We start from the raw sequence: 25,084 nt of genomic DNA, 5'->3' as shown, positions 1-25,084 counted from the left end.
GTCGGGAGGCTTCGATCGTTCAGCGGGCGGTGGCCAGCGCCTTGAGTTGATAGAGCGCCGCGTGCGCCTCGCGCGGGCTGAGCGCGTCGGGATCAAGGTCCTGCAAGGCGTCCAGCAACTCCGAGGAACCGTGCGCCGCGGTTCCAGGCGCGGGTTCGGGTGGTGCGGCGAAGAGATCGATCTGCGTCTCGCCCTCGCTGGCGCGGGCCTCGAGCGCCTCCAGCGACGCCCGTGCCTGCCGCACCACCGGGCCGGGCATGCCGGCCAGTCGCGCGACCTGCACGCCGTAGCTGCGGCTGGCGGGGCCGGGCTGGATCTCGTGCAGGAAGACGATGTCCTCGCCGCTCTCCACCGCGGAGACATGCATGTTCGCCGCCTGCGGATGCTTGGCGGGGAACTCGGTCAGCTCGAAGTAATGGGTCGCGAACAGCGTGAAGGCGCGGCACTTGTCGTGCAGGTGCGTGGCGATCGCGCCGGCCAGCGCCAGGCCGTCGAAGGTCGAGGTGCCGCGGCCGATCTCGTCCATCAACACCAGCGACTGCTCGGTCGCGGCGTGCAGGATCGCCGCGGCCTCGGTCATCTCCAGCATGAAGGTGGACTGCGCGTTGGCGAGGTCATCCGCCGCGCCGATGCGGGTGTGGATCGCATCGATGGGGCCGAGCCGGCAGGCCGTCGCCGGCACGTACGAGCCCACCGCCGACAGCAGCGCGATCAGCGCGACCTGGCGCATGAAGGTGCTCTTGCCGCCCATGTTCGGGCCGGTGATGACCAGCAGCTTGGTGCGGGCGTCGAGCCGGCAGTCGTTGGCCATGAACTCGCCCGCGCCGGTCTCGCGCAGACGCGCCTCGACGACGGGATGGCGGCCTCCCTGGATCTCGATGCAGGGGTGCGAAACGAACTCCGGCCGGCACCAGTTCAGCGTACCGGCGCGCTCGGCGAGCGCCGACAGCACGTCCACCGAGGCCAGCGAACGGGCCAGCTTGCCCAGTGCTTGCAGCTCCTCGGTGAGCTGGTCGATGACCAGCTCATAGAGCATCTTCTCGCGCGACAGGGCGCGCTCCTGCGCCGACAGCGCCTTGTCCTCGAAGTCCTTGAGCTCGGGCGTGATGAAGCGCTCGGCGTTCTTCAGCGTCTGGCGGCGCTGGTAGTCGGACGGGACCTTGTCCAGGCCGCTGGTCGTGACCTCGATGTAGAAGCCGTGGACCTTGTTGTACTGGACGCGCAGATTCTGGATGCCGGTGCGGGCGCGCTCGCGGACTTCCAGCTTCAGCAGGAAGTCGTCGCAGTTGGTCTGGATGCCGCGCAGCTCGTCGAGCTGTTCGTCGAAGCCGGTGGCGATGACGCCGCCTTCGCGCAGCATGGCCGCGGGTTCCTCGGCGATCGCGCGGGTGAGAAGCTCCGCCAGATGCGGGGAGGCGCGCAGGCCTTCGGCCAACTGGTCCAGCAGGGTGCTGCCGACGGGCACGGTCTGCGCCAGTTCCGGCAGGATCTGCAGCGTCGCGCGCAGACCGGCGAGCTCACGCGGACGCACCTGGCGCAGCGCGATGCGGGCGGAGATGCGCTCCACGTCGGAGACTTGGCGCAGCGCCTCGCGCAGCGGCTCGAAACCGGTGGTCATCAGTTCGGCGATCGCATCCTGGCGCTCGCGGGCAGCGGCGCGGTCGCGCAGCGGATGCAGCAGCCAGTGACGCAGCGCGCGGCTGCCCATGCCGGTGCGGCAGGTGTCGAGCAGCGACAGCAGCGTGGGGGAGGTCTCGCCGCGCAGCGTCATCGTCAGTTCGAGGTTGCGCTGCGTCGCTGGAGGAAGGTCCAGCAGGTCGGTGGCGCGCTGCACCTGCAGTGTCTTCACATGCGACAGCGCGCGGCCTTGCGTGTGTTCGGCGAAGGAGAGCAAGGCGGCCGCGGCGGCATGCGCGGCGGGCATGTCGTGGGCGTTCAGGCCTTGCAGCGAAGCGACGCCCAGTTGCTCGCACAGCTTGCGCTGGCCGAGCTTGGCGTCGAACTGCCAGCCGGGGCGATTCGTGATGGGCGGGCGCGCGGCGAGCACGGCCTGCGGATGCTTTTCGCGATCGACCAGGACTTCGGCCGGCGACAGTCGCGCGAGCCAGGAGCCCAGCTCCCGCTCGCCGCACTGCGCCAGTCCAAGCTGGCCCTGCGTAAGCGACAGCCACGCCAGACCCAGCGTCTTGCCCTGCGCGGACACCGCCAGCAGCACCGAGTCCTGCTTGTCGGCCAGCAGCTCCGAGTCGGTGACCGTGCCCGGCGTCACCACGCGCACGACCTTGCGCTCGACCGGCCCCTTGTTCAAGCCGACCTCGCCGACCTGCTCGGCGATGGCGACGGACTCGCCCAGCTTGATCAGCTTGCCGAGATAGGACTCCAGCGCATGCACCGGAACGCCGGCCATGACGACCGGATTGCCGCCGCTCTGGCCGCGGGTGGTCAGCGTGACGTCCAGCAGCGCGTTGGCCTTGCGGGCGTCGTCGAAGAAGACCTCGTAGAAGTCCCCCATGCGATAGAAGACCAGCGTGTCGGGGAAGTCGGCCTTGATGCTGAAGTACTGCCGCATCATCGGCGTGTGCTGGCTGAAATCGTCGGTCTCGGCGCTGCTCATCGGGGACGGGGAATGAGCAACGCCCTCGCGCGGAGGGCGTTGCGGTGGGTGGCTGGGAGGCGAGTGTAGGGCATGGCCGGGGCGGTCCTGGGCATCACGCGTAGAGGCGGTGGTCGGGGTCAAGCCAGATGACATAGAAGACCTCGTTGATGAGCAGGCCATGCAGGCGGCCATGCGCGAAATGCTAAAACTGATAACGCCGCGTCGATGTCGCACCGATGCCGAAAGCCGCCAACCCCTTCTTCGGAACGAGGGCCAGGCAGTCCGGAAACGACGAAGCCCTCCAAAGGGAGGGCTTCGTCTTCAGCTTGAGACAAGCTCAAGAGGGCGACTCATGCGGCGCGGCGCATCTGCCGCGCGATGCCGGCATCAGGCCTGGTCGAGGTCCGACTTCTTGAGGCGCACCGGGCCCCGCTTCTTCGGCGCTTCGGCGTCGGCGGTCTTGGCCTTGGGCTTCTTGGGCGCGGCCACATCCGGCGCTTGCGCGGCGGCCGCGTCGGCTTCCAGCGCTTCCTGCGTGATCACGCGGGTGTAGGGGGCCAGCGTCGCGACCAACTGACCGTAGATCTTGGGCGTGCCCGCCAGGATCTCGCGCTGGAACAGGAAGTCCGGCTCGCCGGTGAAGTTGCCCACCAGGCCGCCGGCCTCGGCAATGATCAGCGAGCCCGCGGCCACGTCCCACGGGTTCAGGCCGGTCTCGAAGAAGGCGTCGTAGTAGCCCGCCGCCACGTAGCACAGGTCCAGCGCGGCCGCGCCCGGACGACGCAGGCCGGCGCATTGCGTCATGACCTCCTCGAACATCTTCATGTAGCGCTTGAAGTTGTCGCCGCGACGGAACGGGAAGCCCGTGCCGATCAGCGCGTCGCTCATGCGGGTGCGCTTGGACACGCGGATGCGCTTGTCGTTGAGATAGGCGCCGCGGCCCTTGGTCGCGTAGAAGAGATCGTTGCGGGTCGGGTCGTAGACCACCGCCTGCTGCACCACGTTGCGATGCGCCAGCGCGATCGACACGCAGTACATCGGCAGGCCGTGGATGAAGTTGGTCGTGCCGTCCAGCGGGTCGATGATCCACTGGAACTCGGAATGCTTGGCGCCGTATTCGCGGCCGGACTCTTCGGCCAGGATGCCGTGGTCGGGGTAGGCCTGCAGCAGCGTCTCGATGATCGCCTGCTCGGCGGCCTGGTCCACTTCGGTCACGAAGTCGTTGGGCGACTTGGTGTTGATCTTCAGGATGTCCAGGTCCATCGACGCGCGGTTGATGATGGCGCCGGCGGTGCGTGCCGCCTTGATGGCGACGTTGAGCATGGGATGGAGGGCGGCTTGCGTCATGCGGGACGATTCCTGTGCGAAGTGGACTGGCGAAAGGAAAGAGCAAGCGCCGGGAGAAGTCCTGGGACCTTCTGCCGGCGCGGATAATTCGCGATTTTGACACAGAGCCGTGGTTTTCCCTATGCCCCCCGCCGACGACACCCGATTCGTGCTGATCGAGACCAGCCATCCCGGCAATGTCGGCTCGACCGCGCGCGCGATGAAGGTGATGGGCTTCCGAGATCTGGTGCTGGTGCGGCCGCGCTTCGCGGACGTGCTCAGTCAGGAGGAGACGGTCGCCATGGCCAGCGGCGCCGCCGACATCCTGGCCCGCGCGCGCATCGTCGATCGGGTCGAGGATGCGCTGGACGGCTGCAGCTTCGTCTGCGCCACGGCGATGACGCCGCGCGACTTCGGTCCGCCGACGCGCGCGCCGCGTGAGCTCTTCGCGGAGCTCGCCCGCGGCGAGCCGGTGCGGCATCGCGTCGCGCTGATGTTCGGCTCCGAGCGCTACGGGATGAGCAACGAGGACGTCTATCGCGCTCATGCGGTGCTCTCGATCCCGACGCATCCGGAGTACGGCTCGTTGAATCTGGCGCAGGCGGTGCAGTTGCTGTCCTACGACTGGCGGCAGGCGCTGGGCGGCTTCGCGGTGGAGCCCCGCACCGCCGACGCGAACCTGGCCGACGCGCGCGCGGTGCAGGGGCTGCTCGCGCATCTCGAGTCCAGCCTGGTCCACCTTGGCTATCTGGATCCCGCGTCGCCCAAGAAGCTGATGCCGCGGCTGAATCAGCTGTTCAATCGCGCGGTGCTGACGCAGGAGGAGATCCACATCCTGCGCGGCATCGCCCGCGCGATCGAGAAGACCCGCCCGCACGACCCGTCCCCCGCGCTTGGGGGGGACGAGTAGGCGAGACGGGGGAGCGCACGGGGGAGTGTTGCGGCGGCGCAGAAGACCTGGGCCCGGCAAGGTCGGAGCCCGCCGCTAAACTGGCCGACCCGCATCACGAGCCCCTGGGCTCTGCCAGGTCCCGTCTATGTTCCAGCGTCTTCGCGAAGACATCGCCTGCATCCTCGAACGCGACCCCGCCGCCCGCTCGGCCTGGGAGGTGCTGACCTGTTACCCGGGTCTGCACGCGCTGACGCTGCATCGCCTCGCGCACTGGTTCTGGACGCGCGGTCTGCGCTGGCTGGGGCGCTTCACTTCGCACATCGGGCGCTTCTTGACCGGGATCGAGATCCACCCCGGCGCGACCATCGGCCGGCGGGTGTTCATCGACCACGGCATGGGCATCGTCATCGGCGAGATGACCGAGATCCATGACGAGGTGACCATCTATCAGGGCGTGACCTTGGGCGGCACCTCGCTGGTCAAGGGCGCCAAGCGGCATCCGACGCTGGAGCGCGGCGTGATCGTCGGCGCCAACGCCTGCATCCTCGGCGGCTTCAGCGTCGGCGAGGGCGCGCGAGTGGGGTCGGGCGCGGTGGTGACGAAGCCGGTTCCGGCGGGCGCCACGGCGGTCGGGAATCCGGCCCGGATCATCGAGGCCAAGGGCGATGCGCAGCGCGAAGAGGCGGCGGCCCGGATGGGCTTCTCGGCTTATGGCGTGACGCAGGGCGACGATCCGGTCGCTCAGGCGATGAAGGGCTTGATCGACAACGCGTCAGGACATGAGCATCAGATCGCGCTGCTGTGGCAGGCGATCGCGAAGCTGTCGGAGGAGCAGCGCCGGGATTGCGTGCCGCAAGGCGCGCAGCAGGGCGAGCACTTCGATGCGGACGAGCTGACGCGGTTGGTGAAGTGAGCGGGCGCTGGTGAGCGGACGATCTTCGATGTCGCGCTGATTTTCCTCCCGCCCCCCCTCCGCTCCCGCAGGTATGGCTCCCTCTCCCGCCGGGCGGGAGAGGGCAGGGGAGAGGGTCTTCCGGCCCTCTCTCGCGGAATCAATGATGGTGGCCGTGATCCCCATGCGCGTGGCCGTGGGCGATCTCTTCCTGCGACGCGGCGCGCACGTCCTTGACCTTGACCGTGATCTTCAGGTGCTGGCCGGCCAACGGATGATTGCCATCCAGGTGCACCGTGTCGCCCTTGATCTTGGCGACGGTGAAGACCTGGTAGCCCTCGTCGGAATTCGGATCATCGCCCTCGTTGGCCGCGCGCAGCTGCAGCTGGCCGCCGACCTTCACGCCGGGCGGGAAGTCCTTCTTGGGAATGGTGATCATCAGGCTCTCGTCGCGCTCGCCGAAGCCGGTCTCGGGCGTGAGCTCGATGGTCGTGGCGAAGCCCTTTTCCTGGCCTTCCAGCGCCGCCTCGATGGCCGGCAGCGTGTTGCCATAGCCGCCGATCAGCAGCGCCATCGGCTCATCCGTCTGCTCGATGACCTGGCCGAGCTTGTTGGCGACCTTGAGCTCGACGGTGGCGATAGTGTCCTTGGTGATCTTCATGGGAGTCGTTCCAGTTGGGGCCCGATGGGGCCTGATGGTCCTGTTGAGCGCTTCTTGCGGGGCGCGTGAAGGGGCGGTGGTTGAGAGCGGTCAGCCCTGGCGCGGCGGGCGCTGGGCGTTCTTGGGTCTGAAGGACGCGCAGACCTCGTCGCGCGTTTCCAGATACGGGCCGCCGATGAGGTCGATGCAGTAGGGCACCGCCGCGAAGATGCCCTTGGCGCCCGCGTGGCCGCTCAGCGTCTCGGCGATGGCCTTGGGCTGGCCCGGCAGGTTGATGATCAGCGCCTTGCCGCGGATCACCGCCACCTGCCTCGACAGGATGGCCGTCGGCACGAAGTGCAGCGAGATCTGCCGCATCTGCTCGCCGAAGCCCGGCATCTCGCGGTCGGCCACGTCCAGCGTGGCCTCGGGCGTGACGTCGCGCACCGCGGGGCCGGTGCCGCCGGTGGTCAGCACCAGATCGCAGCGCGCGTCGTCGACCAGCTCGCGCAGCGTGGCGGCGATGCCGGCCCGCTCATCGGGGATCAGGCGAGGCTGGAACTCGATCGGATTGAGCAGCGCGCTGCTCAGCCAGTTCTGCAGCGCGGGCAGGCCCTTGTCCTCGTAGACGCCGCTGGAGGCACGGTCGCTGATCGAGACGATCCCCACCCGTACCGGATCCGGCCCGAGCGGGTCGGCGCCCGATCCGAGTTCGGCGGGCTGGGTAGCGGCCTCACTCATCGTCGGCTTCCGCATCTTCGGCGTCGTCGGGCGTCGCGCCCTTGGACGCCAGCAGGTGCGACTTGATGAGCTGGAACAGCTCGCGCCAGGCGCGGCCGTTGCGCTGCTCGGGCGCCTGCGCGCGGTCCTTGCGGGCGGCGCGGATCAGGCTGCGCAGCTGCTGGACGTCGACCTCGTCGAAGCTGTCGATGAAGCCTTGCAGCGCGTTGTCGTCCTCGACCAGGCGCTCGCGCCAGCGCTCGGCCTGGTGCAGCTCCAGCGCGTCTTGCGCGCGGCCGAGCTTGAACTCGGCCACGGCTTCGCGGATGGGGGCGGGGTCGACCTGACGCATCAGCTTGCCGATCAGCTGCAGGTGGCGCTTCTTGCCGCTGCGGGCGGTGCCCGCCACGATGCGGCGGCCTTCCTTGATCGCATCCATCAGCGATTCGGGCAGGTTGAGCGCGGCCACGCGCTTCTCGGGCAGCGCGAGCAGCTCCTGACCCAGGTCCTGCAGCGCGTCCATGTCGCGCTTGAGCTGGCTCTTGCTGGGGCGGTCGTCGGCGAAGTCGTCGCCGGTGTCTTCGTAGTCGTCGTGCATGGGGGGAAAGCGAGAAGCCCCGACCGGGAGGGCGGGGCACAGCGCCCGTATGATAGTCGCCACCCCGCCGCGGCCTCGGATTCCCCCAGGCCGCGCTGCTTTCATAGAGACCGCATTCATGAGTCAAGCCGAGCAAGGATTCTCGTATAGCCAGGACCAGTTCCGCCAGTTGATCGAGGACGTCCTCGCCGAAGCCAAGGCGCTCGGCGCCAGCGACGCCGGCGCCGAAGTGTCCGAAGGCAGCGGGATGTCGGTGTCGGTGCGGCGCGGCCAGCTCGAGAACGTGGAGCGCAATCGCGACAAGTCGCTGGGCATCTCGGTCTATCTGGGCCAGCGCCGCGGCAACGCCAGCACCTCGGACTTCTCGCCCAAGGCGCTCAAGGACACGGTCCGCGCCGCCTACGACATCGCCCGCTTCACCGCGGAGGACGAATTCGCCGGCCTGCCCGACGAGCAGGACCTGTCGCTGGACGAGTCCGCGCGCCCGGCGCTGGACCTGTTCCACCCCTGGTCGGTGAGCGCCGAGCAGGCCGCGGAGCTGGCCCTGCGCTGCGAGGAGGCGGCGCTCAAGACCGACGCGCGCATCACCAATTCCGAAGGTGCCGCGGTGTCGGCGCAGCAGTCGCATTTCTTCTCGGGCAACTCGCGCGGCTTCCGCGGCGGGTATGCGAGCTCGCGCCATTCGCTCTCCGTCGCGCCCATTGCCGGCCGCGGCGCGGGCATGGAGCGCGACGCCTGGTACAGCTCCATGCGCGACGCGGCGGACCTGTCCTCCGCCGAGTCCATCGGCCGCTATGCCGCTGAGCGCGCGCTGGCGCGTCTCAAGGGCCGCAAGGTGAAGACGGCCAGCGTCCCGGTGCTGTTCGAGGCCCCGGTGGCCGCGGGCCTGCTGGGCGCGCTGGTGCAGGCTACCAGCGGCGGCGCGCTGTACCGCCGCGCCAGCTTCCTGCTGGACAGTCTGGACCAGCAGGTGCTGTCGAATCACGTCGAGGTCGTCGAGGATCCGCATGTCGTCAAGGGCAAGGGCAGCGCGCCCTTCGACGACGAGGGCGTGACGACGCGGGCCCGCACGGTGGTCGAGGCAGGCGTGCTCAAGGGCTACTTCCTGTCGACCTACTCGGCGCGCAAGCTGGGCCTGCGCACGACGGGCCATGCGGGCGGGTCGCACAACCTGACGATGCGCAGCACCGCGACCGCGCCGGGCGACGATCTGGCGACCATGCTGCGCCGTCTGGGCACCGGCCTGTTCGTGACCGAGCTGATGGGGCAGGGCGTCAACTACGTGACGGGTGATTACTCGCGCGGCGCCAGCGGCTTCTGGGTCGAGAACGGCGTCATCGTCCATCCGGTCAACGAGATCACCATCGCGGGCAACGTGAAGGACATGTTCAAGCAGATCGTCGGCATCGGCGCCGACGAGTACACGCTGGGCAGCAAGACCGTGGGCTCCATCCTGATCGAAAGCATGAAGCTGGCCGGCGCCTGATCCGGGCGCAAAACCTGACCCTTCAGCGTGAGCTTCGGTCGGGTCGTCCGCCGTCAACGGGGGCACCTTCGGGTGCCCCCGTTTGCATTTCGGCTGTCGCACTCGACACCCTCATTTCTCTAGTCACCCCTCTGGAAACCAGGGAGGGGACCGCCTTGTTCGGGCCGTGGGCACTGCCTCGTTTTCGCTGTTTCCCCTCGTCCTTGATATTTCCGTGGCGCCGTTTCGACCGGCCTGGGAAATTATCCGCTCCCGATGCACCCGCATCGCCTTCCGAGACCTGCCCACGTGCGACAACCGGCGCAGGGGCTCGCCGAAGGAATCCCTCCTCATCTCTCCTCAACCCGCCCCTGGATTGGAGTCAGCCCATGACCGTCCTCACTGCCGAACGTCCCGAGACCCGGGCCCCCGCCGCCGTCAGTTCCGCCACCCACGGCGCTACGGCCGCCTTCGCGCCCAGCGCCGCGCCCGCCAACGACCCGCTCCCCCACTCGCTCCCGGACTTCTCCGAGATCGAGCAGGATCTGCTCAGCTACCGCCCGCTGCGCCGTCTGAGCAGCGACGAGTTCGAGGAGTTCCTCTACCGCTCGCGCATGTACCCGACCTACAGCCGCTTCGCGCCGGGCAATGCCGAGTTCCTCGCGCCGCGCCGCGACATCTCGGTCGCCATGGCCATCGCCACGCTGCGCCAGCGCATGCAGCACGCGCTGGCCGTCGCCGAGATGGCGGCCCGCCTGGAGCGCGCGCTGATGGAAGGCGACTCGCGCCTGGAGGATGACGACGAGGCCATCCTCGCCGCGTCCGCCATCCGCGACACGCTGCGCGAGGCCCTGGGCATGCTGGGCGTGCTGGAACAGGCTTTCGGCGACGGCCGTGTCGTGCTCAAGACCATGGTGACCGCCCAATGAGGCCGATGGCGACACGCGGGCCTCACGGCGCGCGTGTCGCCCTGCCGCCATCGACGCGCGAATCCCCGCCATTCGCCGCATCGCGGGCCCGAGCCGACTTGCATCGATCAAGACTCGGTTTCCTCTTGCTCTGGAGATGACGCCATGAAGACCTGGCTCGGCGCGAACCGCAACTTCCTGCTGCTGATGGCGGGCTTCCTGTTCTTCCGGACCGCGATCGCGGATTGGAATCCGGTACCCAGCGGCTCCATGCGGCCGACGATTCTGGAGGGCGATGTCGTCTTCGTCGAGCGTGTGGCCTATGACTGGAAAGTCCCGCTGACCGAGATTTCCCTGCGCCGCGTCGATGATCCGCATCGCGGCGATGTGGTGACCTTCAGTTCGCCGCGCGACGGCACCCGGCTGATCAAGCGCGTGGTGGCCATTCCGGGCGACACGGTCGAGCTTCGCGGTGACCGCCTCATCATCAACGGCGAGCCTGCCCGGTATGCGCCGGTCGAGGAGGTCACCGAGCCGGTCGCGCCGGGTGTGGCGCTGCGCGGCGTGCGCGAGATCGAGGAATGGGGCGGACAGCGCCGCGTCGTCCAGTTCCTGCCCGAGGTGAACGCGCGTCGCGACTTCGGGCCGCTGCAGGTGCCGGCCGACGCGTACTTCATGATGGGCGACAACCGCGACAACAGCGAGGACTCGCGCTTCATCGGGCTGGTGCAACGCCGGCAGATCATTGGACAGGCGCATCGGGTGCTGGTCTCCGCCGACATCACCGGGCACTGGGCGCCGCGCTGGGATCGATTCGCGGCGCCGCTGCGATGAGCAGTGATCGACGAGGTGCTCTCGTGCGTCGGGCGCAGCCACATGTCCCATTGACCCGCGCCACGCAAGGTCTCTCGAGACCCGTTGAGAATTGCCCGTCATCACACTCGACGACCGCCTCTGGGCGGCTCCCGCAATGACGGATCTGTCTCGCTTCCCCATCACCCAGAAATGGCCCGCCCAGCATCCCGAGCGCCTGCAGCTGTATTCGCTGCCTACGCCCAACGGTGTCAAGGTGTCGATCGCGCTGGAGGAGCTGGGTCTGGCCTATGAGCCGCATCTGGTGAGCTTCCAGACCGATGACCAGCTGTCACCGGCTTTTCTCTCGCTGAACCCCAACAACAAGATTCCCGCGATCATCGATCCCGACGGTCCGGGCGGCGAGCCGCTCCCGCTGTTCGAGTCTGGCGCGATCCTGGTCTATTTGGCCGAGAAGACCGGTCGTCTGATCCCGCAGGATGCGGCGCGGCGCTACGAGACGCTGCAGTGGGTGATGTTCCAGATGGGTGGCGTGGGGCCGATGTTCGGCCAACTCGGTTTCTTCCATAAGTTCGCCGGGAAGGCATATGAGGACAAGCGTCCGCGCGACCGCTATGTCGCCGAGTCCAAGCGGCTGCTGGCGGTGCTGGAGCAGCGCGTCATCGGTCGCGACTGGATCATGGGCGACGAGTACACCATCGCCGACATCGCGATCTGGCCTTGGGTCAACAACCTGGTCGGGTTCTACGAGGCGGCCGAGCTGGTCGGGTACTCGGAGTTTTCCAATGTGCAGCGCGTGGTGAGCGCCTTCCTGGCGCGCGACGCGGTCAAGCGCGGGTTGAATATCCCGGCGCGACCGGCGGGCTGAAGACCCTCTCCCCAGCCCTCTCCCGCAAGCGGGCGAGGGAGAACGGTGAACGGAGCTCGGTGATGGTCGTGAGGCTGTCTTACCCCCTCTCCCGCTTGCGGGAGAGGGCGGGGGAGAGGGTCTTCGCGATCGATCAGCAGAGCGGGTGGGGGAGAGGGTCTTCGCGCCCGATCAGTAATGCGGCGGCAGCTCGTCCCGCAGGCTGCCAGGAGCGTCGCCGCGGCTCTCCGGCATCTGCCGGCGCAACTGCGTGATCTCCCGCACCAGCGCATCGATCTGATCCTGCTGCCGCGCCACCTGCGCGTTCAGGTGATCCACCAGATCCTCGGCGAAGCTGGCCTTGATCTCGAGCTCGGTCACCCGAGCCTCGAGCTGCTGGACGGTCTCGCCGCTCATGGCTTGCCCTTGGGCTGCGACATCAGCTCGGCGATCACCGGCACCGGCGCGTTCCCGTAGCTCAGGAACTGCTCATGGAAGTCCTTCAGCTTGAAGGACGCGCCCAGCGCCTGCTTGCGCTGATCGCGCAGCTCCATGATGTCGCTGTAGCCGCTGAAGTAGCTGGTCAGCTGCACCGAGGTCAGTTGCACCCGGCGCCACTTCTCACGCGCCTCGCGCTCGGTCTGGAAGGCCTGACGCTGCAGCAGGTCCAGCGCCTGCGCCTCGGTCATGCCCAGCACGTGGACGCTGTAGTCCAGGATGGTGTTGGTGACGCTGCGCAGATTCCACTTGCCCCACATCAGCCACATCTCGGGCGCGTTGTCGCCGTAGCCGGCCTCCAGCATCATCCGCTCGCCATAGACCGCCCAGCCCTCGACCATCGCGCCGTTGCCGAACAGCGTCTTCACCAGCGACGGTGATTTGTTGGCATGCACCAGCTGCGTGTAATGGCCGGGCACCGCCTCGTGGATGTTGAGGATCTGCAGGATCCAGCGGTTGTACTCGCGCAGCGAGCTCTCCGCCTGCTCCGGCGTCAGGTCGTCCAGCGGCGTGACGTTGTAGTAGGTACGGTCCTGCGGCCGATAGGGGCCGGGCGCTTCGATGCCGGCGCCGGCGACGCCGCGTTGATAGACTGGCGTCTCGCGCACGATCAGCGGCTTGGAGGCGTCCTGCGTCAGCAGGTCGTGCTTCGTGATGAAGCGCTCCAGCTCGGGGATCTGGGCGCGGATCTCCTTGACGAAGTCCTCGCGCTTGACGTGCTGCTCCGACAGCTTGCCGATCACCGCGCCGATGCGCGCGTAGCGGTCCTCGGGCTTGGGCGCGTCGCCCAGGGTCTGCGTCCACAGCTTGTCGGAGATCTCCGCCATCTGCGTGAGCAGCGCCTCACGCGCCTTCAGCGCGCGCTGGTACATCTGCTCCGCGGAATGCGAGGACTGGATGTCGTAGCCGAATTTCTTCTCGTACAGCGCCTGACCCAGCCGGAAGCTGCGCGCCTTGCCGCCGGCCTTGCCCGTCGCCAGCAGCCGCGTCAGCTGCGCCTTGTAGCCGTTGACGGCAACGCGCGCCGCGGCGATGCGGTCCAGCAGCTGCTTGCGCTCGGCGGCACCCAGCGAGGCCGCGTCCGGCCCCTGCGCGGCCTTGGCGATCTCGTCGAGCACGCTCAGCACGCCGGGCGCCTGATCGATGGCGAGCTGGGTGTGCTCCAGCGTCGGCTGCTTGAGCAGCGAGGCGCCTGCCTTGTAGTAGGCCGGCACCTGCACCAGTCGGGCCGAGATCACCTTGAGACGAACCGGCAGCGGCGCGTAGTCGGTGGTCAGCACGTAGTCCAGCGGACCGGCGATGTTGATGACCGACGGGTCCCATTCGAACTGACGCAGCTCGGTCAGCGCGAAGCGGTCGCTGCGCAGCTTGTTCAGCAGCTGGCCCAGATCGGTGCGCGAGGCCGCGCTCAGCGTCTTGGCGTCGACCGCCTCGAAGCGCTTGAGCCATTGCCCCGCGAAGGCCAGCGCCTGCGCGCGATTGGCGCGGTCGGGGGCGGGCAGGCGGTCGGCGAATTCATAACGGCCGGCGGCGATGGCGGCATCGGGCTCCTGCTTCCACAGGGCCTCGATGTAGTCGTTGGCCAGGCGTTGGAAACGGGTGTCGGCGTCGAGGTCCGCCTCAGCGGCGGCCTCGGGCGCGGACTTGGCCGCGGCGGCAGGCTGCGCGTCGGCGGCGAGGGCCGGGGCGCTCGCGCCGATGGCGATCAGCGCGGCCAGCGCCAGCAGGGAGAGGGAAGAGCGGTTCGTCATGGGCCGGGAGCATAGCGCTGCTCCCGGCGCGGCACGTGAGGGTGAGTGCGATGGCGAGTGCGATCAGCCGCCCACGAACCAGCGCGTGACGTGGAAGGTCACGTAGGACGCGGCGTAGGCCAGCGCGAACAGGTAGGCCAGCATGATCGCCGGGATCTTGTAGCCGCCGGTCTCGCGCTTGACGGCCGCGATCGTGGACAGGCACTGCGGCGCGAAGATGAACCAGGCCAGCAGCGAGAAGGCCGTCGGCAGGCCCCAGGTCGAGGCGATCAACGGGGTCAGGGCTTGCGCCGCGTCGTCGCCGCCGGACAGCGCGTAGACCGTGCCCAGCGCGCTGACGACGATCTCGCGCGCCGCCATGCCCGGCACCAGCGCCAGGCTGATCTGCCAGTTGAAGCCGATGGGCTCGAAGATCCAGGCCAGGCCGCGGCCCAGGTAGCCGGCGAAGCTGTACTGGATGGCCGGGCCCGTGGCGCCTTCCGGCGCGCCCGGGAAGGTCGACAGCAACCACAGCAGCAGGGTCAGCGCCAGGATGATGCCGCCCACGCGCTTGAGGAAGATCTCCGCGCGCTGCCACAGGCCGATGGCGATGTTGCGCACATGCGGCCAGTGGTAGCTGGGCAGCTCCATCATCAGCGGCCGCACCTGACGGCCCGCGTCGGTGAAGCGCTTGAGCAGCCAGGCCACCGCCATCGCCGCGATGATGCCGGCGAAGTACAGGACGAAGAGCACCAGCCCCTGCAGCTCGATGCCGCCCCAGAGCTCGCGCTGCGGGATGAAGGCGCCGATCAGTAGCGCGTACACCGGCAGCCGCGCCGAGCAGGTCATCAGCGGCGCGATCAGGATGGTCACCAGCCGGTCGCGCGAATTGGCGATCGAGCGCGTGGCCATGATCCCGGGAATCGCGCAGGCGAAGCTGGACAGCAGCGGAATGAAGCTGCGGCCCGACAGGCCCACCGAGCCCATGATCCGGTCCAGCAGGAAGGCCGCGCGCGGCAGGTAGCCCGATTCCTCGAGGATCAGGATGAAGAAGAACAGGATCAGGATCTGCGGCAGGAAGACCAGCACGCCGCCCACGCCCGCGATCAGACCGTCGACGACCAGGCTGCGCAGATGGCCGTCCGGCAGCAGCGCGGTCGCCTGCTCGCCCAGCCAGCCGGTGCCGGCCTCGATCCATTCCTTGGGCACCTCCGCCCACGCGAACACCGCCTGGAACAGGAAGAACAGCAGCACCGCCAGGATGATCGGTCCCAGCACCGGATGCAGCACCACGCGGTCGACCTTGTCGCTGGGCAGTTCGCCCTGCAGTGCGTCCAGGCCGAGTTCCTTGAGCACGTGGTTGATGCGCGCGGTGTCCTCGCCCTCGGGCACCGGCGTCGCGGTGGCCCACAGCTCGGGCTGGTCCAGCACCGAGCGCAATTCCTCAAGGCCGTCGCCGTCGGTCGCCACGGTGCGGATCACCGGCACGCCCAGCAGCGCGCTCATCTTGGCGGTGTCCACCTCGATGCCGCGGCGCTTGGCCAGGTCGGCCATGTTCAGCGCGACGACGCAGGGCAGGCCTTGGCGCTGCACGGACAGGAACAGGCGCAGGTTGCGGCGCAGGTTGGTCGCGTCCAGCACGCAGACGATGAGGTCGGGGCGCTTCTCGCCGGTGGCGCGGCCAGCCAGCACGTCGACAGTGACGCGCTCGTCGGGCGAGCGCGGATAGAGCGAGTAGGTGCCCGGCAGGTCCAGCACGCGCAGCAGCTTGCCGGCGGCGGTCTTGAGCTTGCCTTCCTTGCGCTCGACGGTCACGCCGGCGTAGTTGGCGACCTTCTGGCGGCTGCCCGTCAGGCGGTTGAACAGCGCGGTCTTGCCGCAGTTCGGATTCCCGACCAGCGCCAGCAGCGGCCCGGACGGATGGATGTGGACGACCGCCTCACGCATGCGCGGCTCCCGCGGGCAGGTCGACCGTCAGGCCGGTCGGCGAGCCCTCGGCCAGCTGCACGCAATCCGCTTCGGCGCGGCGTAGGGCAAAGGTCGACTGGCCGATGCGCACCACCAGCGGGTCGGCGCCGGGCATGGCGCGCGCCAGCACGGCGACGTGCTCACCGGGGACGAAACCCAGTTCTTCCAACCATTGCTTCCATTCCGGGGCATGGGCCGGGGCCTCGAGCGCCTTGACGCGGTGCGCCTGGCCGATGGCGGCCTGGGCGAGGGTGGGGATGGGGAGAACAGCGCTCATGTCAGCGGAAGCCTGCGAACCTGCGAAGCGAGAGATTCTAAATGATAGTAATTCTCAACTTGTTGTGGCAGGAGAAGGTGAGGCTTCGATGAATCCTGGGGCGCAGAGCGAGCGGCGCGAACGTGCCGCGCCGCGCTGCGCGGACATCGCCCCGGATCGGGTTTCCCAGAGCGGCGCAACGACCTGAATTAGTGAAGCGGCCCCAGCTTTGACGTGTCCGCAAACGTTTAGCGTTTTCCTTGACGTGGCTTACACTCCCGCCTTCTTAGAATGCGCCGCGTGCTCCATGCCAGCTGTTCATCGGTGGTCCTGGATGCGCGGCGTTCCGCTGGCCCTGGCAGGTCGAGGTGGTCCCTGTGGCCCGAATCGTGCATGCTCGCGGATCCCCCATTTGTCGCATTGAGACCGCAATGATGAAGCCCTCCCTGTCGCTCACTTCGATCACGCTGGCCGGCCTGCTGCTGGCGGTTTCCGGCACGGCGGCCGCTCAGGCCACGACGCCAGCGGTGATCTTCGACATGGGCGGCAAGTTCGACAAGTCCTTCAACGAGGCCGCCTACCGCGGCGTCGAGCAATGGAAGAAGGACACCGGCGGCAAGTACCTGGAGTTCGAGATCTCCAACGAGACCCAGCGCGTGCAGGCGATCCGCCGCATGGCCGAGCGCGGCGCCAGCCCCATCATCTCGGTGGGCTTCGCCCAGGCCTCGGCGCTGAACCAGGTCGCCAAGGACTTCCCCAAGACCAAGTTCGTCATCATCGACGAGCGCGTCAACCAGCCCAACGTGCAGTCGGTGCTGTTCAAGGAACAAGAGGGCAGCTTCCTCGTCGGCGCGCTGGCCGCGCTGACCAGCAAGACCGCCAAGGTCGGCTTCGTGGGCGGCATGGACATCCCGCTGATCCGCAAGTTCGAGTGCGGCTATGAGCAGGGCGCCAAGGCGGCCAACCCCAAGGTCGAGGTCTTCAAGAACATGACCGGCACGACCGCCTCGTCCTGGAACGACCCGACCCGCGGCGGCGAGCTGGCCAAGGCGCAGTTCGCCAAGGGCGTGGACGTGGTCTTCGCCGCGGCGGGCGGCACCGGCGTCGGTGTCTACCAGGCCGCCAAGGACGCGGGCAAATTCGCCATCGGCGTGGACAGCAACCAGAACCACCTGCAGCCCGGCACCATGCTGAGCTCCATGGTCAAGCGCGTGGACGTGGCCGTCTACAACGTGCTCAAGGAATGGAAGCCCGGCATCAACGTGCTGGGCCTGAAGGAAGGCGGCGTCGAGTACGCCGTCGACCAGAACAACGCCAAGCTGATCGCCCCGGCGGTCAAGGCCAAGGTCGACGCGCTCAAGGCCGACATCATCGCCGGCAAGATCAAGGTCGCCGACTACATGGCGGACAACGCCTGCAAGAACTGATTCCGCGCCCCGCGCTTCCGCACGCTTCCTCACCATGACAGAGCCCACACGCGGCGGCGCCGCGCCCGCGGTACGCCTGTGCGACATCTCCAAGCGCTTCGGCGCGGTGCAGGCCAACCGGGCGGTGTCGCTGTCGGTCATGCCCGGCACCGTGCACGGCCTGGTCGGCGAGAACGGCGCCGGCAAGAGCACGCTGATGGCCATCCTCTACGGCTACTACCACGCCGACGAGGGCCACATCGAGGTCGACGGCCAGCGCGTCTCCATCGCCAATTCGCACCAGGCCATCGCGCTGGGCATCGGCATGGTCCATCAGCATTTCATGCTGGTGGACACGCTGTCCGCGCTGGACAACGTGATGCTGGGCGCCGAGCCCGCGTTCTTCCTGTCGCGCGCCAAGAAGCAGGTGCGCCGGGAGCTGGAAGCGCTGATGCGCGACACCGGCCTGACGGTGCGCCTGGACGCGACCGTCGCGGATCTGCCCGTCGGTGAGCTGCAGCGGCTGGAGATCCTGAAGGCGCTGTATCGCGGCGCCCGCATCCTGATCCTGGACGAGCCCACCGCGGTGCTCACCCCGCAGGAGACGGACCAGCTCTTCGAGGTGCTGCGCCGTCTGCGCGAGCGCGGCACCACGATCCTGCTGATCACGCACAAGCTGCGCGAAGTCATGGCGCTGTGCGACGCGGTCACCGTGATGCGCGCGGGCACCGTGATCGAGACCGTCGCCATCGGCGACACCAGCCCCGAGGCGCTGGCCGAGAGCATGGTCGGCCGCAAGGTCAATCTGGGCCGCGACGGCGGCGCCGCCAAGCCGCACTCCGATCGACCGGTGCTGCGCGCCGAGGGCCTGACCGTGGCCAGCGGCGAGACCGGCTCCGGCGTTCACCTGCTGAGCAACGCGACGCTGTCGCTGCGCCCGGGCGAGATCGTCGGCGTGGCCGGCGTGTCGGGCAACGGCCAGAGCGAGCTGCTGGAAGTGCTGGCGGGCATGCGCGCGCCGGATGCCGGAACGCTGCATGTCGCGGGCCGCGACTTCCATGCCGCGTCCTGGATGGATCCGAGCACCGCGCGTGATCTGAAGCTCGCGCACGTGCCCGAGGACCGCCATGCGCTGGGCATGGTGCTGAGCTTCCCCGCGTGGGAGACCGCCGCGCTGGGTTATCACGAGCAGGACCAGTACCGCGCCGGCCCCTTCGGCCTGGGCATGGACCAGGGCCATCTGCGCGCCAAGACGGCCGAGATGATGGAGCGCTTCGACGTCCGCCCGCGCAATGCGGAGCTGGGCTCGTCCAAGTTCTCCGGCGGCAATCAGCAGAAGCTGATCCTGGCGCGCGAAATCGGCCAGCAGCCGGCCGTGCTGCTGGTGGGCCAGCCCACGCGCGGCGTGGACATCGGCGCCATCGAATTCATCCACAACCAGCTGCGCCGTCTGCGCGACGCGGGCTGCGCCGTGCTGCTGGTGTCCAGCGAGCTCGACGAGATCCTGGCCCTGGCCGACCGCGTGGTCGTCATGAACGCCGGCCGCATCACCGGAGAGCTCGCCATCGAGGACTGCTCCGAGAAGAACCTGGGCCTGCTGATGGCGGCCTCCCCGACCCAAGAGAAGACCGCCGCATGAGTAGCCAAGCCTTGCAGATGCCGCGCTGGATGGACCTGGTGCTGCTGCCGCTGTGGAACCTGCTGATCGCGATGGCGGTCGCCGGCGGCGTGGTGCTGCTGATCGGCGCGAGCCCGGTACAGGCGCTGACGGTGCTGCTCGACGGCGCGCTGGGCAGCGCCCGCGGCCTGGGCTACACGCTGTACTACACGACGACGTTCATCTTCACCGGCCTGGCCGTGGCCGTGGCCTTCCACGGCGGGCTGTTCAACATCGGCGGGGAAGGGCAGGCGACCCTGGGCGGCATCGGCGTGGCGCTGCTGTCGCTGTGGTTGGGGCCCAAGCTGCCCGGCGTCGTGATGATCCCGTTGGCCATCGTGGCCGCGGCCGTCTTCGGCATGCTGTGGGCCGCGGTGCCCGGCTATCTGCAGGCCTGGCGCGGCAGCCATGTGGTGATCACCACCATCATGTTCAACTTCCTGGCGGCCAGCCTGAACGGCTATCTGCTGGTGAACTGGCTGCGCCCGAACGGCTCGATGTCGGTGGAGAGCGATGCCTTCGCCGACTCCGCCCGCATGCCCGCGGTGCACGAGCTGCTGGCCAAGCTGGGCGTCGAATGGCCGTCCTCGCCGCTGAACCTGTCCATCCTGCTGGCACTGCTGGCCTGCGTCTTCGTCTGGTGGTTCCTGTGGAAGAGCCGCGCCGGCTACGTGCTGCGCGCGGTGGGCTCGAATCCGACGGCGGCGCATTACGCCGGCATCCGTCCGCGCTGGCAGGTGCTGGCCGCGATGGGCCTGTCGGGCGCGCTGGCCGGTCTGGTCGGCGTCAACGAGATCGCCGGCGTGCAGGGCAAGCTGACGCTGGACTTCGTTGCCGGCGCCGGTTTCACGGGCATTGCCGTGGCGCTGATGGGCCGCAATCACCCGGTGGGCATCGTGCTGGCCTCGCTGCTCTTCGGCACGCTGTATCAGGGCGGGGTCGAGGTTTCCTTCGAGGTGCCCGGTTTCAGCCGCGAGATGGTGGTGACGGTGCAAGGCCTGATCGTGCTGTTCGCCGGCGCGATGGCCATGGTGAGCGCGCCCATGTTCGCCAAGCTCTATGCGATGGTGGCGCGTCAGCGCGTCGCCGGGGGGAAGTCCAATGGATGAGGTGCTGATCGGCTCCGTGCTGGCGTCGACGCTGCGCGTCACCACGCCGCTGCTGTTCGCGGCGCTCGCGGGGTTGGTGTCGGAGCGCTCCGGCGTGGTCGACATCGGTCTGGAAGGGAAGATGCTGGCGGCGGCCTTCGCGGCCGCGGCGATGGCCAGCGTGTCGCACTCGACGACGCTGGGCCTGCTGGCCGCGATCGGCGTGGCGGTGGCGATGTCGATGATCCACGGCTTCGCGACGGTGACGCACCGCGGCGATCAGGTGGTCTCGGGCGTCGCGCTGAACATGGTGGCGGCCGGCCTGACCGTGGTGCTGGGCATCGCCTGGTTCGCGCAGGGCGGCCAGACGCCACCCATCGAATCCGCCCAGCGCATCACCGGCGTGCTGCCGCAGTTCGCCGAGCCGGTGGCCGGCAGCTGGTTCTCCTCGCTGATCGGTCACGGCCTGCTGAGCCACAACCTGCTGGTCTATCTGGCCTTCGCGCTGGTGGGCGTGGTGTGGTTCTTCCTGGAGCGCACCCGTCCCGGTCTGCGCCTGCGCGCGGTCGGCGAGAACCCCGCCATGGTCGACGCCGCCGGTGTGTCGGTCCCGCGACTGCGCTATGCGGCGCTGGCCATCAACGGTGTGCTGTGCGGTCTGGGCGGCGCGTATCTGACGCTGGCGCAGAACGCCTCGTTCTCGCCCAACATGACCGCGGGCCGCGGCTTCATCGCGCTGGCCGCGATGATCTTCGGCAAGTGGAAGCCGGTGCCCACGCTGTGCGCCTGCCTGCTGTTCGGCTTCCTGGACGCCGTCGCGATCCGCCTGCAGGGCGTGTCGCTGCCGGGCATCGGCGAGGTGCCGGTCCAGCTGATCCAGGCGCTGCCCTACATCCTGACCGTGATCCTGCTGGCCGGCTTCATCGGCCAGGCGATCGCGCCCAAGGCGCTCAGCAAGCCGTACGTGAAGGAGCGTTGATCATGAGCCAAGACCTGATCGCTTCGATTCCGCTGCCGGCGGATCTGATCCAGCAGATGCTGAAGGCCGCGCTGGACGCGCGTCAGCATTCGCATGCCCCGTACTCGAAGTACTTCGTCGGCGCCGCGGTGCTGGACGAGCACGGCCGCATCCATGCCGGCTGCAACATCGAGAACGCCGCCTATCCGCAAGGCTGGTGCGCCGAGACCAATGCGCTGGGTCACATGATCATGGGCGGCGGCCGCATCGCTCGCGCGGTGATGGTGACGGGCGCGGGCTCGGAGATCATCACCCCCTGCGGCGGCTGCCGGCAGAAGCTGCGCGAGTTCGCCCAGCCGCAGGACCTGATCGTGATCGCGGGCGACGCCAGCGGCGTGCGCGCGCACTGGACGCTGGAGCAATTGCTGCCCGCCAGCTTCGGTCCCGACCACCTGACGAGCTGAGCGCCTCACAGACGACCGGCCGGGCCCACGAGGCCCGGTCTTCACATGAAACGCCGCGCGCCCGTCGCGCGCGACCAGGAGAGAGAACCATGTCCACGCCCCTGCAAGGTGCCGAACTCGCGGCCGCCATCACCACCAGCGTCGAGCGCCTGAAGTCCGCGTTCGGCGAGCACGCCCCGGACGTCGCCGTGGTGCTGGGTTCCGGCTGGGCCGGCGCCGTCGACCAACTGCACGAGGTCAAGAACCTCGCCTATGCCGAGCTGCCCGCCTTCCCGCAGCCCAAGGTCGAGGGCCACGTGGCCGAGATCGCGGTGGGCCGCGTCGGCCAGCAACGCGTGGCGATGCTGCGCGGCCGCGCGCACACCTACGAGAGCGGCGACTGCACCGGCATGGCCGGCGCGATCCGCAGCCTGAAGGCCTGGGGCGTGAAGGTGCTGGTGCTGACGAACGCGTCGGGCAGCCTGCGCTCGCACCAGCCGCCGGGCAGCCTGATGCTGATCTCGGACCACATCAATGCGCCGCAGCGTTCGCCGCTGACGGGTCTGAGCGGCAGCGACCGCTTCTGCGACCTGAGCGTGGCCTACGACAAGGAGCTGCGCCAGCAAGGCTTCAGGGTCGCGCAGCAGCACAACATGGTGCTGACCGAGGGCGTGTACGTGTGGGCCGTGGGCCCGCACTTCGAGACGCCGGCCGAGATCCGCATGTTCGCCGCCTGGGGTGCCGATGCCGTGGGCATGAGCACCGTGCCCGAGACCATCCTGGCCCGCCATGCGGGTCTGCGCGTGGCCGGTCTGGCGCTGATCACCAACATGGCCGCCGGCATGTCCGACGAGGCGCTGACGCACGCGCTGACGCTGCAGCAGGCCAAGGCCTCGGGCGAGCGCGCCGCCGCCTTCCTGGGCCAGTATTTGGCCTCGCTGGCGACGCTGGAATCGCTCAAGGACTGAGGTCCGGCGGGCGCAAGATCGGGGCCGGAGAAGCCCCGGCGGCGAGCCGCGTGAGCGGGTCGCTGCGCCCGGGCGTTCCTCCGTCCGCAACGTGGCCGGCGCGGCGCCACCGACAGCCGCGCGCAGCCTCCGATCGTCGAGGCGTGAGAGCAGTAGGGAGCAGTAGATGAAGACCGAGATGAGTCTGGAACAAGCGGCGCGACTGGCGCTGCAATGCCTGGATCTGACCAGCTTGAACGACGGCGACACGGCCGCCGACATCGAGGCGCTGTGCGCCCGCGCCGTCGGCGCGCCGGAGCGCGGTCATGTGGCCGCCGTGTGCGTGTGGCCGAAGTTCGTGGCGCAGGCCCGGGCGACCTTGCCGGCGGACATCCGCGTCGCCGCGGTCGCCAACTTCCCCGACGGCAGCCTGGATCTGCCGCGCGTGCTGGCCGAGATCGAATCGATCGCGCAAGCCGGCGCGCAGGAAGTGGACGTGGTGCTGCCTTACCGCGCGCTGATCGCGGGTCAGTCCAGCGAGGTCGCCGAGTTCCTGGCCGAGGTGCGTCATGCGACGCGTCCGCTGACGCTGAAGGTCATCATCGAATCGGGCGAGCTGCACTCGTCCGAGCGCATCGCCGAGGCGACGCGCCTGGCGCTGATGGCGGGGGCTGATTTCGTGAAGACGAGCACCGGCAAGAGCTCGGTGTCGGCGACGCCGGCGGCGGCCAAGACCATGCTGCACGAGATCGCGGTGAGCGGTCTGGGCAATGCGGGCTTCAAGGCCTCGGGCGGGATCCGCTCGGTGGCGGATGCGCGCGGCTATCTGCAGCAGGCGGCAGCCGAACTGGGCGTGGACGCGCTGACCGCGCGCCGCATGCGCTTCGGCGCGAGCGGCCTGCTGAGCGACATCGAAGCGGTGCTGGCCGGGCAGGACAGCGCGGCGGTGAGCGCGGCGTACTGAGCCCTGAATCGGCCGGACGCGTGGTTGGGCACGCGGCGAGACAACGGCGACGACAACAACGACAACGACAAGCAGGCAGACATGCTGGTTCAGGAAATCATCCGCGCGAAGCGCGAGGGCCTCGCGCTGGACGAGGCGCAGATCAATCACTTCGTGCGTGGTCTGGTGGACGGCAGCTGGAGCGAGGGTCAGGTGGCGGCGCTGGGCATGGCGGTGTTCCTGCGCGGCATGGGCCGCGACGAGGCGGTCGCGCTGACGCGCGCGATGATGAACAGCGGTCGGGTGCTCGCGTGGCCGGACATGCCGGGCCCGGTGCTGGACAAGCATTCCAGCGGCGGCGTGGGCGACAAGATCAGCCTGATGCTGGCGCCGCTGGTGGCGGCCTGCGGCGGCTACGTGCCGATGATCGCGGGTCGGGGTCTCGGCCACACGGGCGGCACGGTCGACAAGCTGGAGGCGATCCCGGGCTACACGACGGCGCCTGACTTCGCTGATTTCGACAAGCTGGTGCGCACGCTGGGCGTGGCCATCATCGGCCAGACGGCGGATCTGGCGCCCGCCGATCGCCGCTTCTATGCGACGCGCGACGTCACCGCCACGGTCGAGAGCGTGCCGTTGATCACCGCGAGCATCCTGTCCAAGAAGCTGGCCGCCGGCCTGCAGGGACTGGCGATGGACGTGAAGTGCGGCAACGGCGCTTTCGCCGCGACGCGCGAGTTCGGCGAGGAGCTGGCGCGTAGCATCGTCGACGTCGCCACGGGCGCGGGGCTGCGGACTCGGGCGCTGATCACGGACATGAACCAGGTGCTGGGGCGTGAGGTCGGCAACGCGCTGGAAGTGCGCGGCGCGATCGAGTACCTGACCGGCAGCAAGCCGCGCGAGTCGCGTACCCACGCGCTGACGCTGGCGCTGGGCGCGGAGATGCTGGTGCTGGGCGGCCTGGCGCCGGACACGCAGGCGGCGACTGTGAAGCTGCAGGCGGCGCTGGACAGCGGCGCGGCGGCGGAGCGCTTCGCGAAGATGGTGACCGCGCTGGGCGGGCCGGCGGATTTGCTGGAGAAGCCGGATGCCTACTTGGCGTCCGCGCCGGTGGTGCGCGCGGTACCGGCATTGCGCGCCGGCCGCTTGAGCGCGATGAAGACGCGCGACGTGGGCCTGGTGATCGTGGAGCTGGGCGGCGGACGCCGCCTGCCGGGCGATGCGCTGGACATGCGCGTGGGGTTGAGCGAGGTGCGCCAGCTGGGTGATGTCGTCGCCGCGGGCGAGCCGCTGGCGATGGTGCATGCCGCCGACGAAGCCGCCGCCGAGCGCGCGATCGCGCAGGTGCAGGCGGCGATGACGGTCGAGGATGCGAGCGGTGCGTGGAGCTCGTCGCCGCTGGTGCTGGCCGAGCTGGGCTGAGCCCGAGTCTGCCTCCGGGCCTTCGGGCCCGCTCGCTGCTCGGAGCACGGGCAACTGCCAAATCCAGGCAG

23 protein-coding genes are annotated in these 25,084 nt (G+C 68.9%); 14 read left to right on the top strand and 9 right to left on the bottom strand.

All coding sequences use genetic code 11. The annotated features are described in order from the left end of the window. Positions 1 to 19: 19 nt before the first annotated feature. Both mutS and ABDW59_RS13640 read right to left on the bottom strand, forming a co-directional pair. The gene (mutS, locus tag ABDW59_RS13645; protein WP_343630385.1) at positions 20 to 2,614 is read right to left on the bottom strand and encodes a DNA mismatch repair protein MutS; all 2,595 of its coding nucleotides are present in this window, start codon (positions 2,612 to 2,614) and stop codon (positions 20 to 22) included. 369 nt (positions 2,615 to 2,983) lie between these two features. Next, positions 2,984 to 3,943: an inositol monophosphatase family protein gene (locus tag ABDW59_RS13640; protein ID WP_343630384.1), complete on the bottom strand. Its 960-nt coding sequence runs from the start codon at positions 3,941 to 3,943 to the stop codon at positions 2,984 to 2,986. A gap of 121 nt (positions 3,944 to 4,064) precedes the next feature. Here ABDW59_RS13640 and ABDW59_RS13635 point away from each other — a divergent pair, with 121 nt between their 5' ends. After that, entirely contained in the window at positions 4,065 to 4,832 is a 768-nt protein-coding gene (locus tag ABDW59_RS13635) for an RNA methyltransferase (RefSeq protein ID WP_343630383.1), read from the top strand. Positions 4,833 to 4,959: 127 nt separating this feature from the next. Continuing rightward, positions 4,960 to 5,727, top strand: coding sequence for a serine O-acetyltransferase (gene cysE, locus ABDW59_RS13630; protein ID WP_343630382.1), 768 nt, complete (start codon positions 4,960 to 4,962; stop codon positions 5,725 to 5,727). A gap of 139 nt (positions 5,728 to 5,866) precedes the next feature. On the opposite strand, the gene ABDW59_RS13625 is transcribed toward cysE, so the two are convergent. From ABDW59_RS13625 to yjgA, 3 genes are all read right to left on the bottom strand, one after another. Next, positions 5,867 to 6,367, bottom strand: a complete 501-nt coding sequence (locus ABDW59_RS13625) for a peptidylprolyl isomerase (protein ID WP_343630381.1) — start codon at positions 6,365 to 6,367, stop codon at positions 5,867 to 5,869. A gap of 90 nt (positions 6,368 to 6,457) precedes the next feature. Next, entirely contained in the window at positions 6,458 to 7,087 is a 630-nt protein-coding gene (gene mog, locus ABDW59_RS13620) for a molybdopterin adenylyltransferase (RefSeq protein WP_343630380.1), read from the bottom strand. Then, positions 7,080 to 7,664 (bottom strand): ribosome biogenesis factor YjgA, encoded by a 585-nt coding sequence (yjgA, locus tag ABDW59_RS13615; RefSeq protein ID WP_343630379.1) that lies wholly within the window; start codon positions 7,662 to 7,664, stop codon positions 7,080 to 7,082. The genes mog and yjgA overlap by 8 nt, the downstream gene beginning before the upstream one ends. Before the next feature lie 118 nt (positions 7,665 to 7,782). Here yjgA and pmbA point away from each other — a divergent pair, with 118 nt between their 5' ends. From pmbA to ABDW59_RS13595, 4 genes are all read left to right on the top strand, one after another. Then, positions 7,783 to 9,150: a metalloprotease PmbA gene (gene pmbA / locus ABDW59_RS13610; protein WP_343630378.1), complete on the top strand. Its 1,368-nt coding sequence runs from the start codon at positions 7,783 to 7,785 to the stop codon at positions 9,148 to 9,150. Positions 9,151 to 9,518: 368 nt separating this feature from the next. Beyond that, a complete protein-coding gene (locus tag ABDW59_RS13605; protein ID WP_343630377.1) occupies positions 9,519 to 10,058 on the top strand; it encodes a hypothetical protein in 540 nt (179 codons plus the stop codon). A 144-nt stretch (positions 10,059 to 10,202) separates the two neighbouring features. After that, on the top strand, positions 10,203 to 10,871 hold the full coding sequence (gene lepB, locus ABDW59_RS13600; protein ID WP_343630376.1) for a signal peptidase I: 669 nt from the start codon (positions 10,203 to 10,205) through the stop codon (positions 10,869 to 10,871). 136 nt (positions 10,872 to 11,007) lie between these two features. Beyond that, positions 11,008 to 11,718: a glutathione S-transferase N-terminal domain-containing protein gene (locus ABDW59_RS13595; protein ID WP_343630375.1), complete on the top strand. Its 711-nt coding sequence runs from the start codon at positions 11,008 to 11,010 to the stop codon at positions 11,716 to 11,718. Between the two features lie 171 nt (positions 11,719 to 11,889). Here ABDW59_RS13595 and ABDW59_RS13590 read toward each other — a convergent pair whose 3' ends face one another. The 4 genes from ABDW59_RS13590 to ABDW59_RS13575 all read right to left on the bottom strand — a co-directional run bounded on the left by ABDW59_RS13590 (position 11,890) and on the right by ABDW59_RS13575 (position 16,170). Continuing rightward, on the bottom strand, positions 11,890 to 12,114 hold the full coding sequence (locus ABDW59_RS13590; RefSeq protein WP_343630374.1) for a SlyX family protein: 225 nt from the start codon (positions 12,112 to 12,114) through the stop codon (positions 11,890 to 11,892). Further along, positions 12,111 to 13,946 carry a DUF885 domain-containing protein gene (locus ABDW59_RS13585; protein WP_343630373.1) on the bottom strand — a complete coding sequence of 612 codons (1,836 nt, stop codon included), beginning with the start codon at positions 13,944 to 13,946 and terminating at the stop codon, positions 12,111 to 12,113. Before ABDW59_RS13585 ends, ABDW59_RS13590 begins: the two co-directional genes overlap by 4 nt. A 63-nt stretch (positions 13,947 to 14,009) precedes the next feature. After that, positions 14,010 to 15,872, bottom strand: a complete 1,863-nt coding sequence (locus ABDW59_RS13580) for a ferrous iron transporter B (RefSeq protein WP_343630372.1) — start codon at positions 15,870 to 15,872, stop codon at positions 14,010 to 14,012. After that, entirely contained in the window at positions 15,865 to 16,170 is a 306-nt protein-coding gene (locus ABDW59_RS13575; protein WP_343630371.1) for a FeoA family protein, read from the bottom strand. Before ABDW59_RS13575 ends, ABDW59_RS13580 begins: the two co-directional genes overlap by 8 nt. A 410-nt stretch (positions 16,171 to 16,580) precedes the next feature. On the opposite strand from ABDW59_RS13575, the gene ABDW59_RS13570 reads away from it, so the two are divergent. The 8 genes from ABDW59_RS13570 to deoA all read left to right on the top strand — a co-directional run bounded on the left by ABDW59_RS13570 (position 16,581) and on the right by deoA (position 25,013). Continuing rightward, a complete protein-coding gene (locus ABDW59_RS13570) occupies positions 16,581 to 17,576 on the top strand; it encodes a BMP family ABC transporter substrate-binding protein (RefSeq protein WP_343630370.1) in 996 nt (331 codons plus the stop codon). Positions 17,577 to 17,610: 34 nt separating this feature from the next. Further along, positions 17,611 to 19,194 (top strand): ABC transporter ATP-binding protein, encoded by a 1,584-nt coding sequence (locus tag ABDW59_RS13565; RefSeq protein WP_343630369.1) that lies wholly within the window; start codon positions 17,611 to 17,613, stop codon positions 19,192 to 19,194. After that, positions 19,191 to 20,321: an ABC transporter permease gene (locus tag ABDW59_RS13560; RefSeq protein WP_343630368.1), complete on the top strand. Its 1,131-nt coding sequence runs from the start codon at positions 19,191 to 19,193 to the stop codon at positions 20,319 to 20,321. Before ABDW59_RS13565 ends, ABDW59_RS13560 begins: the two co-directional genes overlap by 4 nt. After that, on the top strand, positions 20,314 to 21,279 hold the full coding sequence (locus tag ABDW59_RS13555) for an ABC transporter permease (RefSeq protein ID WP_343630367.1): 966 nt from the start codon (positions 20,314 to 20,316) through the stop codon (positions 21,277 to 21,279). Before ABDW59_RS13560 ends, ABDW59_RS13555 begins: the two co-directional genes overlap by 8 nt. Positions 21,280 to 21,281: 2 nt before the next feature. Next, positions 21,282 to 21,722: a cytidine deaminase gene (gene cdd, locus ABDW59_RS13550; protein ID WP_343630366.1), complete on the top strand. Its 441-nt coding sequence runs from the start codon at positions 21,282 to 21,284 to the stop codon at positions 21,720 to 21,722. A gap of 89 nt (positions 21,723 to 21,811) precedes the next feature. Continuing rightward, positions 21,812 to 22,669 carry a purine-nucleoside phosphorylase gene (locus tag ABDW59_RS13545; protein ID WP_343630365.1) on the top strand — a complete coding sequence of 286 codons (858 nt, stop codon included), beginning with the start codon at positions 21,812 to 21,814 and terminating at the stop codon, positions 22,667 to 22,669. Positions 22,670 to 22,835: 166 nt separating this feature from the next. Further along, a complete protein-coding gene (gene deoC, locus ABDW59_RS13540; protein ID WP_343630364.1) occupies positions 22,836 to 23,612 on the top strand; it encodes a deoxyribose-phosphate aldolase in 777 nt (258 codons plus the stop codon). 81 nt (positions 23,613 to 23,693) lie between these two features. Beyond that, positions 23,694 to 25,013, top strand: a complete 1,320-nt coding sequence (deoA, locus tag ABDW59_RS13535; RefSeq protein ID WP_343630363.1) for a thymidine phosphorylase — start codon at positions 23,694 to 23,696, stop codon at positions 25,011 to 25,013. Positions 25,014 to 25,084 lie beyond the last annotated feature (71 nt).

It is taken from the genome of Roseateles sp., assembly GCF_039595295.1.
Classification (GTDB): domain Bacteria; phylum Pseudomonadota; class Gammaproteobacteria; order Burkholderiales; family Burkholderiaceae_C; genus Roseateles.
Note: the sequence above shows the minus strand (reverse complement) of the source record. Positions and strands in the feature narration are given on the sequence as shown.